This window comes from Megamonas sp. Calf98-2 (genome assembly GCF_900110235.1).
In the GTDB taxonomy this organism is placed as follows: domain Bacteria; phylum Bacillota; class Negativicutes; order Selenomonadales; family Selenomonadaceae; genus Megamonas; species Megamonas funiformis.
Genome location: NZ_FOCY01000007.1, coordinates 31400 through 45369 on the forward strand (window position 1 = coordinate 31400; position 13970 = coordinate 45369).

Sequence of the window (13970 nt, forward strand, 5' to 3'; positions counted from 1 at the left end):
TATATTTCTAGATAAGATTTAAAAAGCAGGTGATTTATTCCCATGGATAAAATGGATAAAGTACAAGCACTAGAAAGTGCTTTAAAACAAATTGAACGTGATTTTGGTAAAGGCTCCATCATGAAATTAGGTGATGTTTCTGCTAATATGAATATCGAAGTAATTCATACTGGCTGTTTACCACTTGATGCAGCTCTTGGTGTTGGTGGTGTTCCTCGCGGACGTATAGTAGAAATCTTCGGTCCTGAATCTTCTGGTAAAACAACTGTAGCACTTCATATTGTTGCTGAAGCACAAAAAACAGGTGGTGTGGCTGCATTTATCGATGCTGAACATGCTCTTGACCCAGTTTATGCCAAAAAATTAGGCGTAGATATCGACAATTTATTGATTTCCCAGCCAGATAACGGTGAGCAAGCCTTAGAAATCGCTGATGCACTCGTTCGCAGTGGCGCTATTGATGTAGTAGTTGTTGACTCAGTAGCAGCACTTGTTCCAAAAGCGGAAATCGAAGGTGATATGGGTGATTCTCATGTTGGTCTACAAGCTCGTTTAATGTCTCAAGCTATGAGAAAATTAACAGGTATCATCAGCAAATCTCGTACAACAGCAATTTTCATTAACCAAATTCGTGAAAAAGTTGGCGTTATGTTCGGTAATCCAGAAACTACAACCGGTGGTAGAGCTTTAAAATTCTATGCTTCCATTCGTTTAGATGTACGTAAAATCGATACAATTAAACAAGGCAATGACCCTGTAGGTAGCAGAACAAGAATTAAAGTTGTAAAAAATAAAGTAGCTCCTCCATTTAAACAAGCTGAATTTGATATTATGTATGGTGAAGGTATTTCTCGTGAAGGTAGCTTAATTGATATGGGTACAGCTTTTGAAATCTTAGATAAGAGTGGTACATGGTATTCTTATCAAGGCACTCGCTTAGGTCAAGGTAAAGAAAACGTAAAAGCATATTTAAAAGAACATGCTGACACAGCATTAGAAATTGAAAATAAAATTCGTGAAAAATTATTTGTTCAAGAAGAACAAACTGAAGAAAAAGTTGAAGAACCAACTAAAAAATCTAAAGTAACAGCTGATAATGAAACAGCAAAATAATACAAAAACAGCACTTATTTATGCTGTTGATTTATTAGCTACAAGACCTTATAGTACCCAACAATTAATTACAAAATTAAAACGCAAAGAATACGCACCAGAAGAAATTCAAGAAGCCATTAATCGCCTAACTGCTCGACATTATTTAGACGATACAGATTTATGCCAACGTCAATATCAAGCATATATCAATGAAAAACATCGCAGTATAAAAGCTATTAAATATAAGTTAATGGAAAAAGGATTTTCTCAAAGTGATATTCAAAATGCTCAAGAAGAAACAGATATTGATGAAATAGATTATGAATATACTGTTTGTTTGCGATTATTAAATAGCCATTATACTCCTAGCAAAGCTGACAAATTAAAATGTCAAGGTTATCTTTATCGTAAAGGATTTAATTATTCAGCTATCCGCTTAGCAATCGAAGATTTCTTTTATAACCCTTAATATAAATTTATCCCCCAAAATACTCATCTATTTTGGGGGATTTTTAATTGAAAATTATCTTTGTTTAATTGAGTTTTTGCCCAAAAGATTTTTTAGATTATTGACTACAGTTTCACTGCCATCAATCCAAAATTCTCGATTGCCTTTAATCATTTTTTTACTGCTCATAAAATACATATAAACAGGGCAAGGGCCAGCATTTTCTTGCAATGTTTCTGTTATTTTACTAAAGAAAGCATTATCTTCTTGCTCTGGTTTTACGATAATACAAAATTCTGGTGTATAGTCTTCTAAACCTATCACTTTATCAGCAATAATTTTATTAGTATCATCACTTTTATCTAATTTTCCTCTGACCACAACAGGAATATCTGGCACTAAATAATTGATATTATCATAAAACGCCTTTGGAAATACAATGACTTCTACTACACCTAAAAAGTCCTCAATTTCTAAAAAGCACATCATATCGCCTTTTTTTGTAGTTACTCTTTTTGCTTTGCGAATAATTCCTGCTACAGAGATATATTTTCCATCTTTTTGCTTTTCTAGACTTTCAATAGTAGTCAAATACTGTATTTTTTCTCTATATTCTTCTAGTGGATGCCCTGTGATATAAAAGCCTGTGATTTCTTTTTCCATGTTTAGTAATTCTATTTTAGGAAATTCCTGCATTTTTGGCATTTCCAATTTATCAATGCTCTCTTCTTCCTCCATAAAATCACCAAATAAATCCATCTGTCCACTAGCTAAATCTTTCTGACGTCTAGAGCCTAAATCCATAGCTTGATCTAAAACAGCCATATATTGAGCACGATTATAACCTAAAGAATCAAATGCACCACATTTTATAAGATTTTCTAAAGCTCTTTTATTGATACATCTACTGCTAACTCGTGAACAAAAATCTTCTAAAGATTTAAATAAACCATCTTTCTCGCGGATATCTACAATCGTTTTTAAGGCATTTTCACCTACATTTTTTACAGCAGCTAAACCAAAACGAATACTATTTTTATCTACAGTAAATGTATCACGACTAGCATTTATATCTGGTGGCAAAATATCAATTCCCATATGTTTACATTGTTCAATATATTCGCCAATTTTATTACTTGTCATCAAGCTAGTCAAAATAGCCGCCATAAATTCCTGCGGATAATGAGCTTTTAAATATGCTGTTCGCCATGACACAAGTGCATAAGCAGCACTGTGAGATTTATTAAAACCATAATCGGCAAAATGTAATAATAAATCAAAAATAGTTTCTGCAAGTTTATCATCTACGCCATTATCTTTAGCACCTTTTAAGAAATTTTCTTTTTGTGACATCAAGACATCATGCTTTTTCTTACCCATTGCACGACGCAAAATATCAGCTTGCCCCAAAGTGAAACCAGCTAATACTTGAACTATCTGCATAACCTGTTCTTGATACAAAATCACGCCAAAAGTTTCTTTTAAAATTGGCTCCAAATCTGGATGAATATATGTTACTTTTTTTCTACCATGTCTACCATTGATAAAATCCGTTACCATGCCACTGCCCAAAGGACCTGGTCGATACAATGCCATAACAGGAATTAAATCAGCAAATCCCGTTGGTTGCAAATCTTTTACCAAAGTAGTCATGCCGGCAGACTCTAACTGAAATACTGCTCCTGTTTCTCCTCGACAAAGCATTTGCGAAGTCTTTTCATCTTCAAGTAGAATTTCATCTAAATTTATCTCTATACCGCGATTATTTTTTATATTTGTCAAAGCATCAGCGATAACTGTAAGCGTACGTAATCCCAAAAAGTCCATTTTCAATAGACCTAATTCTTCAACACAATCTTTATCATATTGAGTTACAAATGTACCTTCAGATATCTGAATAGGAACATAATCTGTAACAGGATCTTTAGAAATAACTACACCAGCAGCATGAGTTGAAGAATGACGTGGCATACCTTCTACATCTTTGGCAAAATCAATTAATTTACGAACTTCAAGATTTTCTTGATATAAAGTCAATAATTCTGATGAATCTTTTAATGCTTTATCCAAAGTCATGCCCAATTCTTGCGGAATTAACTTTGCTATCTTATCCACTTCGTTATAAGGCATATTCATGACGCGACCTACATCTCGCACTGCACCTTTTGCCGCCATCGTACCAAAAGTAATTATCTGTGCTACATGGTCATCGCCATATCTTCTTTTTACATATTCAATAACTTCATCTCTACGAATATAACAAAAGTCAATATCTATATCCGGCATAGTTACACGTTCAGGATTTAAAAAACGCTCAAAGAGTAAACTATATTTCAATGGGTCAATATCTGTAATTCCTAAAATATACGCTACAATACTACCAGATGCCGAACCACGACCAGGCCCTACCGCTATATTTTGACTGCGAGCAAAATTTATAAAATCCCATACAATCAAAAAATAACTATCATAGCCCATGCGATTAATAATAGATAATTCATAATCTAACCTTTGTTGTATTTCCTCTGTAACTTCAGCATATCTATTATGAATTTTTTCCTTACACAATTTATGCAAATACTGTTCATCAGTCATACCTTCTGGCAAAGGAAAGTTTGGTAAGTGTAAATGACCAAATTCAAAACTTACATTACAACGATTTGCAATTTCCAAAGTATTTGTAATAGCTTCCGGTGTATCTTTAAATAAAGCAAGCATTTCAGCACCAGATTTTAAATAGAAGTCATCATTATAAAATTTCATTCTATCTTTATCATCTAAAGTTCTGCCTGTTTGTATACACAAAAGCACATCATGAAAATCGTTATCTTCTTTTTTTATATAATGTATATCATTTGTAGCCACTAATTTTAAATCATATTTTTGCGCTAAACTGATTAATCCTTTGTTTGCCTTAGCTTCTTCAGGAATTTGATGATTTTGAATTTCTAAAAAGAAATTATCTTTGCCAAAAATATCTACATATTCCTGCACTAATTTTTCCGTACGTTCCATATTATCACGAATAATTGCTTGAGGAATTTCGCCCGCTATACAACTGCTCAAACAAATAATACCTTCGTGATACTGACGCAATAAATCTTTATCTACACGAGGTTTATAATACATACCTTCAATATTTGCTAGAGAAACTAATTTAATGAGATTTTGATATCCCTTATTATTTTCTGCTAACAAAATTAGATGATAATAACGAGTGCCTTCCACTTCAAAATTATCAAAACGAGATTTTGGTGCTACATAAACTTCACAACCAATAATAGGCTTTATTCCTTGTTTCAAAGCTTCTTTATAAAAAGCAATCGTTCCATACATAGTACCGTGGTCAGTAATCGCTATAGATTTCATGCCCAATTCTTTTGCGTGTGTAATTAATTTTTTTACTCTACTAGCACCATCTAATAAGCTATATTCTGTATGCACATGCAAATGAGTAAAATCTATATGATTTTCAACTACAGTATTTACATCAGATTTTTCTAATTTCATTATGACCTCTCTTTCTAAAAATAATAAAATATCTTCAAAAATAAAATTAAAGCTAATATATTAAGTAAAATAATTTTAACATATGATTATTATAAAGAAAATAAATCTATACCAAATATAAAAGCTTCTTTTTCTTCATTAAAATAACAATATAAAAAAGAAGATAATTTAAGCATTCCATCAATTATCTTCTAATATAAAAATTTATGATTTAGTTTTATTTTTCACTATGTTTACAAATCATTAATAAACTATATCTTTATTTTCCATCAACTAGATAATAAGCCATAATATTTACTTATTTAACTCATTATTTCCAAAATAAATAGCATAATACCTTATTTTTTAACTATTATTTATCATTATTAATATCTTAATCTACCTATTTTTTATCATAATCATCATTATAATTATTCAGATTAACATTTTTATTGATATCATATATTTTGAGAAATGCTTTTTCATGTAATTTTCCATTACACAAACACCTCTTTTCAATACATTTTGTCTTTATTTTATCACAAGTATTATGTAACATAAATCTATTATTACTAATAAAATATATTTCTACCCAAAATATTGTAAATATGTTATTATATACATATTAATTTATAAAGAAGGTGTTTAAATGGAGTTATTGAATTCATTAGTCGGTCAAATCAATGATATTTTATGGAGTTATGTTTTAATTATTTTACTTATTGGTGCTGGTATTATTTTTACTATTCGTACAAAATTTGTACAAATAAGATTTATCAAAGAAATGATACGTCTTATTGCTGGTGATGCAGGCAATAAAATGGAAGGACAACAAATTTCTTCTTTCCAAGCATTCTGTGTAAGTACAGCTTCTCGTGTAGGTGTTGGTAATATTGCTGGTATCGCTATTGCAGTAGTTCTCGGTGGTCCAGGTGCTATCTTCTGGATGTGGATTATTGCTATCTTAGGTTCTGCAACTGGTTTTGTGGAAAGTACTTTAGCACAAATTTACAAAGTACCTCGTACTGATAGCAATGGCTATCTTGGTGGCCCTGCTTATTACATTAATAATGCACTTCATAGCCCTAAAACGGCTGTATTCTTTGCTATCTTAATCAGTGTTACTTATGGACTTATCTTCAATTCTGTGCAATCCAATACAATTTCCTTATCTTTACAAACTGCATTCAATTTTGATGCTACTATGATTGGTATTGTTATTGCTGTATTCTCTGGAATTGTAGTATTTGGTGGTTTACATCGCATTGCTAAAGTTACTGAATACATGGTGCCTATCATGGCTGGTATTTATTTACTTATCGCTTTTGCTATCACTATATATAATATTTCAGAATTACCAACTGTTTTATCTGTCATCTTCAAAGATGCTTGGGGTATTGAATCTGTTGCTGGTGGTAGCTTCGGTGCTGCTATCATGACAGGTATTAAACGTGGATTATTCTCCAATGAAGCTGGTATGGGTTCTGTTCCAAATGCCGCAGCTACTGCTGAAGTAAGTCACCCTGTAAAACAAGGTCTTATCCAAGCTTTTGGTGTATTCGTAGATACATTATTTATCTGTACTGCTTCTGCTTTCATCGTATTATTCAGCAGTGATTATCAAGCAACAGGTTTAACTGGTATTCAGCTCATTCAATACGATTTAAGCTTATATTTTGGTGATATCGCTACAACTGGTATAGCTATTATCGTTTTATTATTTGCATTCACTTCTATCGTAGGTAACTACTATTATGGAGAAATCAATATAAAACACTTGTCTGATAACCCATTATATTTAAATATTTTCCGTATTCTTGTTGTAATTATGGTATTCTTCGGCTCTGTTGCTGAATTGAGCTTAGTTTGGAATTTAGCAGACTTATTCATGGCTTTAATGGCAATCACAAATATCATTGCTATTTTACTCTTAGGCAAATATGCTTTTATTGCTTTAGATGATTATACTCAACAGAAAAAACAAGGTATTAAAGATCCTGTATTTAAAGCTAGTATCTTACCAAAACAAGACGGTATTTATTGGTGGAAAGATAACAATAAATAATTATTAAACATAAAAAGACTTGATTTTAAAATTTATAAATCAAGTCTTTTTTATATCATAAATAAATACACTTTTACAATTTATTACGCAAATAATAAAAAGTTATAACATTACAATAATAAAAAATAAAAATAGAGAAAAATGTTTTAAAATCATACATAAAATTAAAATATTATAGACAATATAAATATTTACCTGTATAATTTATGATAACACATCAAAAGATGGCATTAAGGAGGCTTTCTTTATGAAGAAAGATGTAATATTTAAAGGTGCAGGCGTAGCTATTGCTACTCCATTTTATGAAAACGGAAACGGTATCAATTATGATGAATTAGCTCGTTTAATTGATTTCAACTTAAACAATGGTACAGACGCTATCATAATTGCTGGTACAAGTGGCGAATCTGCTACAATGACAGATGAAGAACATGAAGAAATTATTAAATTTACTGTTGACTATGTAAATAAACGTGTTCCTGTTATTGCAGGTACTGGTTCTAATGATACTAGATATGCTATTAATTTATCTCAACATGCAGATAAAGCAGGTGCTGATGCTTTATTAGTAGTTACTCCATATTATAATAAATGTACACAAAAAGGACTTATCAAACATTTCACATCTATCGCTGATAATGTAAATGTACCTATCATTCTTTATGATGTACCATCTCGTACAGGTGTAGGTATTACACCAGAAACTTACGCTGTTTTAGCAGAACATCCACGCATTGCAGCAGTTAAAGAAGCTAGTGGCAATATTAGTCAAGTTGCTGAAACAATGTCTCTTTGCGGTGATAAACTCACTTTCTATTCTGGTAATGATGACCAAATCGTTCCATTATTATCTTTAGGTGCAAAAGGTGTTATCTCCGTACTTTCCAACGTTATGCCACAAGAAACACATGATATGTGTCAATTATTCTTTGATGGCAAAGTTGAAGAAGCAGCAAAAAAACAAATTGAATACTTCCCATTAATCAAAGCATTATTCTGTGAAGTAAATCCAATTCCTGTAAAAGTTGCACTTCGTTTAATGGGCTTTGACATGGGTCCTTTACGCATGCCACTTTGCGAAATGGAAGATGCTCATCTTGAACAATTAAAAACAGCAATGCGTAAATTTAACTTAATCAAATAATTTTATACTTAACTAAAAAACACTTTCTAACTTAGAAAATATCTAAAATTAGAAAGTGTTTTTTTTAATTTCTATTGCCAGCGGCATATTTACCAGTATCAATATCTAAAACAGGACGAAGTGGTTCAATTAAAGAATCTTCATATCTACAAATCCATTGAACTTCTGGTGTCATTTTGCCCTCATCATTCATGCCATCAATGGTATCGCCATCTTTAATCATGATATCATCATTATTCAAAATATAACGAGCTAAGCTATATGCAAGATTAGCTACTTTATTAGGGTTCATACCTTTGAAATGGAATTGTACATCACTTAAACCAATATTAGCCAATCCTACACTATCTACAATGAATTCATTTGTATTAGGCACATTAAAGAAACGAATATTGACCATACTATATAAATATTTAACTATACCAGTTTCTTTTAAATTCTTAATGGATTGAGCTAATTGTAATTTACCTGCTGATTTTATCCAAATAGCTTGACATTTAGGATATAATTTTAAAGCTACATTAAGCCAATCAACTAACATAATAGCACGTTCTTTAGGAATTTGTCTTTGAGCATTTACATCCCATATTTTTACAGCATATTTATATTTACTCAATAATTCTTCACTGTTAGCTACATTCCAAATCTGTGTGCGTTCAAATTCACTTACAGCTACTTTATCATCAAAATCTGTTATATTTCCCATAGCAAGTACTACTGGAGAAGTTGTATTATCTTCATTATATGCTACAAATTTATCTACGCTAAATTCAATATCATTTTCATCTCTATTGATGATATTTATATCACCAAATATTTTTCTAGCTTCACGAAAAATAGCATTTGCAGTAGGTCTTGTTGGCATTTCTTCAAAAAGCAATTCAATAGCTACTGATTTACTAATATTGTCTACTAAATTTTCCATAAATCTACCTCAAATAAAAATTTATATTCACAAAAAAGAAGATACCATTTTTCTATGGTACCTTCTTTGATACGTATTAAACTTTAAACAAATTCAGATGATTATTCTTCTGCTTCAAGTTTATCCATTAATTCTTCATAAGCTTGTTGAGCAATTTCAAATTCTTCATCTGTTGGTTCAATATATTCAACTTCACCATTTTCATCTTTAACGATTTTTGCTAAGATTACATCTACTTCTTCTTCGCAACCGCATTCTTCATCATGTTCATGGCATTCACATTCTTCATCGCCATCAATGCTAACTAAAATAGCATATTTATCGCTACCTGCATCGAAAACCATTTCTTCTACATAATTGTATTCATTACCTTCTTCATCAGTAATAACAACTACAGTACCTTCAGTATCTTCTTCAACAACGGAATTGTTTTTTAATTCTTCCATTATATAATCCTCCTAAGATTTAACTTTACTCTAATCATAACATATTTCTTTCTTCTTGCCAAAATATTTATCGTAAAAAGTAGATAAAATTTTCATTAAAAATCTTAGCTAATACCAAAATCTTTGAATAAGCGTTTAACATATCGCCAACCTTTTTGAATTGTATTCATAGCTGCTGGCATAAGTTCTGGATTTTTAACCACAAGATTAATAATTCTGCGACGTAATTGTCTATAATCTGCATCAACATCAACAAAGAAGTCTTCCATATCTTTTTCCACAGATACTTGAGGTATATTAGCAGCTTTGATTTCACAAGTATTCTTCGTCATGATAGCTCTATCTGCATAAAATGGAATATACGCATTCCAGCCGAATTCTTCTTCAATCATTTCTTTTACAGCTTTACTAGCAGTAGCTTCACCATGTACTACAAATACCTGTTTAGCATTATACATAGTTAAATGTTGTAACCATTCTTCCATCTGTGAATAATCAGCATGAGCAGAAAATCCGTCCATATTTACAATTCTAGCTTTTACACTGATTTCTTCACCTAAGACTTTTACTTTTTTAGCGCCTTCTAATAATTTTCTACCTAAACTTCCTTCTGCTTGATAACCTACAAATAAAATTGTAGATTCTGGACGCCAAAGATTATGTTTTAAATGATGAAGTACACGTCCAGCGTCCGCCATACCACTAGCCGATAAAATAATATGTGAACCTTCTTCTGTGTTTAAGGCCTTAGATTCATTTGCACTTTCGCAAAGACGCAACTGTGGCATTTGAGGCAATTTACCATGTTTTCTAATATATTCAGTTGCTTCATCATCAAAATATTTTGTATTCTTAGCAAAAATTCTTGTAGCTTCAACAGCAAGTGGGCTATCTACTACAACTGAATAATCCTCTATGCGATTGGCTTTCCATAATTTGAATAAATAATATAACATTGTTTGTGTACGACCAACTGCAAATGATGGAATAATTAAATTTCCGCCTCTATCCATAGTATCATTTATAATTTCTGCTAATGGAGTTTCTTTATCATAAATTTGATGTTTACGATCACCATAAGTAGACTCAATTACTAAATAATCTGCTTCTTTTATATGTGTAGGGTCTTTTATAATAGGCTGGTCAGGTTGCCCCAAATCGCCTGTAAATACAATTTTAGTTTCTTCGCCATTTTCCGTTACATAAACTTCAATAATTGCTGACCCCATGATATGACCAGCATCTTTATAAATAGCTCGTATGCCATTTACTGGATTGATTTCTTGATCATAATCAATTGGCACAAATTGTTTTAATGAAGCCATAGCATCATCAATAGTATATAAAGGAGCTATTGGTGTTTTTCCCATACGTTGCCCTTTACGATTTGTTATTTGCGCATCAGACTCTTGGATATGTGCACTATCTGGGAGCATGATATTTACTAAATCGCAAGTCGCTTTTGTCGCATATATATCGCCCTTAAATCCTTGTTTACATAACTTAGGAATAAGACCGCAATGGTCAACATGAGCATGAGTTAAAAGTACGCAATCTATATCTGACGGTACAAAACGAAAATCATTGTAGTTTAAATCACGTAAATTTCTCGCACCTTGAAACATACCACAATCAATCAAAACTTTATGGTCATTTGCTTCTAATAAATAACAAGAACCTGTAACTGTATGAGCCGCACCTAAAAATTGTAAATTCATAAAAACCCCTCCTTCATTAAGGATTTCGATTATTTTATTTATACTGTATATATTCTAAAAATACAAATTAAAATCCTTTAAAACTTTCATTAAAATCTCATTAAATAATATGCTCTTTTAAATCTTTATAAAAAAGTAATAAAATCGCAAGAATTCTGCCACATGATTAGATAAATAAATAATTTATACTTTGTTATGTGATTTATTAATTTTATTTTTATGAAGGGAGTATTGTGACAACTAATCCAAAAACACTAAAAAAATGAACGAACAAATTATTTTTTGTGCCACCAATTCAACTAAGCTAATATTACAAGCTCTTAACACTTCTTTTACGGGATTAAGTGAACAAGCCATTAAAGAACATCGTAATTTATATGGCAATAATAAAATTGTGCATGGAAAAAAATTATCTTTAACTAAACGTATTACCAATGCTTTTATAAACCCATTTACAGCAATTTTATTTTGTCTGGCTATAGTTTCTATTTTTACTGATATTATTATTCCTATCATGCAAAATAGCCCTGATGATGTAAATCCTGTAACCGTTATTATAATTCTTACAATGGTCTTTATATCTGCTTCTTTGCGTTTTGTTCAAGAAAGCCGTTCCGGTAATGCAGCCGAAAAACTTCTATCTTTAATAACAACTACTTGCACCGTTACTAGACAATATCGCCCTAAAGCAGAAATTCCTTTAGAAGATGTGGTAATTGGTGATATTATCCATCTAAGTGCTGGTGATATGATTCCTGCTGATGCTAGAATTTTAGAAGCTAAAGATTTATTTATTAGCCAAGCATCATTGACAGGTGAAAGTGGACCAGTAGAAAAAATTGCTAAAACTTATCAAGAAAAAAATCTTTCTATTACTAATTATAATAATATTTTATTCATGGGAAGTAATGTAATAAGTGGCAGTGCTACTGCTGTAGTAATCGGTGTTGGCAATAATACTTTATTTGGTTCAATCGCTTCATCTGTTTCTACTATACCTATGGAAACAAATTTTACTAAAGGTGTCAATTCCGTCTCTTGGATTTTAATTCGTTTTATGTTATTTATGGTACCCATAGTATTTTTTGTCAATGGTATAACTAAAAATGATTGGGTAGAAGCTTTCTTATTTGCTATCTCCATTGCTGTAGGCTTAACACCTGAAATGTTACCTATGATAGTTACTACTTGCTTAGCTAAAGGTGCCGTTTCTATGTCTAAGAAAAAAACTATCGTAAAAAACTTAAATTCCATTCAAAATTTTGGTGCTATGGATATTCTTTGTACTGATAAAACTGGTACATTAACCATGAATAAAGTTGTTTTAGAATACCATTTAGATGTACTGGGAAATGAAGATAGTCGTGTCTTACGTCATGCCTACCTAAATAGTTATTTTCAAACAGGCTATAAAAATTTAATGGATATAGCTATCATCAATAAAACAGAAGAAATTGAACAAGATAATCCTAACTTAATAAATCTATCTAGTGCCTATACAAAAGTAGATGACATACCTTTCGATTTTTCACGTCGTCGCCTTTCTATAGTAGTAAAGGACAAAAATCAAAAATGCCAAATGATAACTAAAGGTGCAGTCGAAGAAATGTTATCTATCTGCTCTCATGTTGAATATCAAGGAAAAATTAAACCGTTAGATGAACGCATCAAAAAAGAAATCCTAAAAACTGTCGATAAACTAAATGACAAAGGTATGCGTGTAATAGCTGTTGCTCAAAAAAATAATCCATCACCAATAGATAAATTCAGCATAGCAGATGAATGTGATATGGTGCTTATTGGCTATCTAGCATTCTTAGACCCGCCAAAAGAATCAACTGTAAAAGCTTTAAAAGCATTAAAAGAATATGGTGTTAAAGTAAAAGTTTTAACAGGAGATAATGATAAAGTTGCTCGTTCTATATGTAAACAAGTTGGTTTAAAAGTTAATAATCTTTTACTTGGTTCAGATATTGAACAACTACCAGAACAAGATTTAGCTATAGCTGTAGAAAAAACTGATGTTTTCGCTAAATTATCACCAGAACAAAAAGCAAAAATTGTAAAATTGCTCCGCCAAAATGGTCATACGGTTGGTTTCATGGGAGATGAATGATGCCACTGCAATGAAATCTTCTGATATAGCTATTTCTGTAGACAATGCCGTAAATATTGCCAAAGAATCTGCTGATATAATTCTTTTAGAAAAAGATTTAATGGTTTTAGAACAAGGTATAATTGAAGGTCGTAAAACATACGCCAATATGATTAAATATATCAAAATAACAGCATTTTCAAATTTTGGAAATATGTTCTCTGTTCTTATTGCTTCAGCATTATTACAAATGGATTACTATACAGTGAATTAACAGACATTCATTTACAAACGATATATATATCACTATTTCAAACAGGTTGGTTTTTAGAATCCATGTGGTCGCAAATCTTAATTTTGCAAATGTTACTAAAGAACAAATATATCAAGCTGTTTGGGAAGAAGATTTTCTGCTTTCAGATAATAATATAATGGCATTTATCCGTAAACTACGTAAAAAGATTGAACCTCAAGCAGATTTACCAGGATACATTATTACAATTTGGGGAATAGGATATAAATTTAATGAAAATATATAAAAAAAG

At 31.2% G+C, this 13970-nt stretch carries 11 protein-coding genes; 7 read left to right on the forward strand and 4 right to left on the reverse strand.

Annotation, left to right across the window (positions count from 1 at the left end; all coding sequences use genetic code 11):
• Positions 1-42 precede the first annotated feature (42 nt).
• Both recA and BMX03_RS03250 read left to right on the forward strand, forming a co-directional pair.
• Positions 43-1113: a recombinase RecA gene (gene recA, locus BMX03_RS03245; RefSeq protein WP_008537837.1), complete on the forward strand. Its 1071-nt coding sequence runs from the start codon at positions 43-45 to the stop codon at positions 1111-1113.
• Positions 1097-1564 (forward strand): regulatory protein RecX, encoded by a 468-nt coding sequence (locus tag BMX03_RS03250; protein WP_022228418.1) that lies wholly within the window; start codon positions 1097-1099, stop codon positions 1562-1564. The genes recA and BMX03_RS03250 overlap by 17 nt, the downstream gene beginning before the upstream one ends.
• Before the next feature lie 54 nt (positions 1565-1618).
• Here BMX03_RS03250 and BMX03_RS03255 read toward each other — a convergent pair whose 3' ends face one another.
• Entirely contained in the window at positions 1619-5053 is a 3435-nt protein-coding gene (locus BMX03_RS03255) for a DNA polymerase III subunit alpha (RefSeq protein WP_091693754.1), read from the reverse strand.
• A gap of 628 nt (positions 5054-5681) precedes the next feature.
• Between BMX03_RS03255 and BMX03_RS03260 the strand changes: the two genes are divergently transcribed.
• Together BMX03_RS03260 and dapA are read left to right on the forward strand one after the other, a co-directional pair.
• Positions 5682-7097, forward strand: a complete 1416-nt coding sequence (locus BMX03_RS03260) for an alanine/glycine:cation symporter family protein (protein WP_091693756.1) — start codon at positions 5682-5684, stop codon at positions 7095-7097.
• A gap of 247 nt (positions 7098-7344) precedes the next feature.
• Complete coding sequence (gene dapA / locus BMX03_RS03265; RefSeq protein WP_091693759.1) at positions 7345-8241, forward strand: 4-hydroxy-tetrahydrodipicolinate synthase; 897 nt, start codon at positions 7345-7347, stop codon at positions 8239-8241.
• 64 nt (positions 8242-8305) lie between these two features.
• On the opposite strand, the gene BMX03_RS03270 is transcribed toward dapA, so the two are convergent.
• The 3 genes from BMX03_RS03270 to BMX03_RS03280 all read right to left on the reverse strand — a co-directional run bounded on the left by BMX03_RS03270 (position 8306) and on the right by BMX03_RS03280 (position 11330).
• A complete protein-coding gene (locus BMX03_RS03270) occupies positions 8306-9166 on the reverse strand; it encodes a DUF4261 domain-containing protein (RefSeq protein ID WP_091693762.1) in 861 nt (286 codons plus the stop codon).
• Between the two features lie 101 nt (positions 9167-9267).
• The gene (locus BMX03_RS03275; RefSeq protein ID WP_008537831.1) at positions 9268-9612 is read right to left on the reverse strand and encodes a DUF1292 domain-containing protein; all 345 of its coding nucleotides are present in this window, start codon (positions 9610-9612) and stop codon (positions 9268-9270) included.
• Between the two features lie 104 nt (positions 9613-9716).
• A complete protein-coding gene (locus BMX03_RS03280) occupies positions 9717-11330 on the reverse strand; it encodes an MBL fold/beta-CASP domain-containing RNA metallo-hydrolase (RefSeq protein WP_015562258.1) in 1614 nt (537 codons plus the stop codon).
• A 262-nt stretch (positions 11331-11592) separates the two neighbouring features.
• On the opposite strand from BMX03_RS03280, the gene mgtA reads away from it, so the two are divergent.
• The 3 genes from mgtA to BMX03_RS11225 all read left to right on the forward strand — a co-directional run bounded on the left by mgtA (position 11593) and on the right by BMX03_RS11225 (position 13964).
• Complete coding sequence (mgtA, locus tag BMX03_RS03285; RefSeq protein WP_255361401.1) at positions 11593-13446, forward strand: magnesium-translocating P-type ATPase; 1854 nt, start codon at positions 11593-11595, stop codon at positions 13444-13446.
• A 10-nt stretch (positions 13447-13456) separates the two neighbouring features.
• A complete protein-coding gene (locus BMX03_RS11515; protein ID WP_218138520.1) occupies positions 13457-13699 on the forward strand; it encodes a hypothetical protein in 243 nt (80 codons plus the stop codon).
• A gap of 64 nt (positions 13700-13763) precedes the next feature.
• The gene (locus BMX03_RS11225; protein ID WP_225091628.1) at positions 13764-13964 is read left to right on the forward strand and encodes a winged helix-turn-helix domain-containing protein; all 201 of its coding nucleotides are present in this window, start codon (positions 13764-13766) and stop codon (positions 13962-13964) included.
• Positions 13965-13970 lie beyond the last annotated feature (6 nt).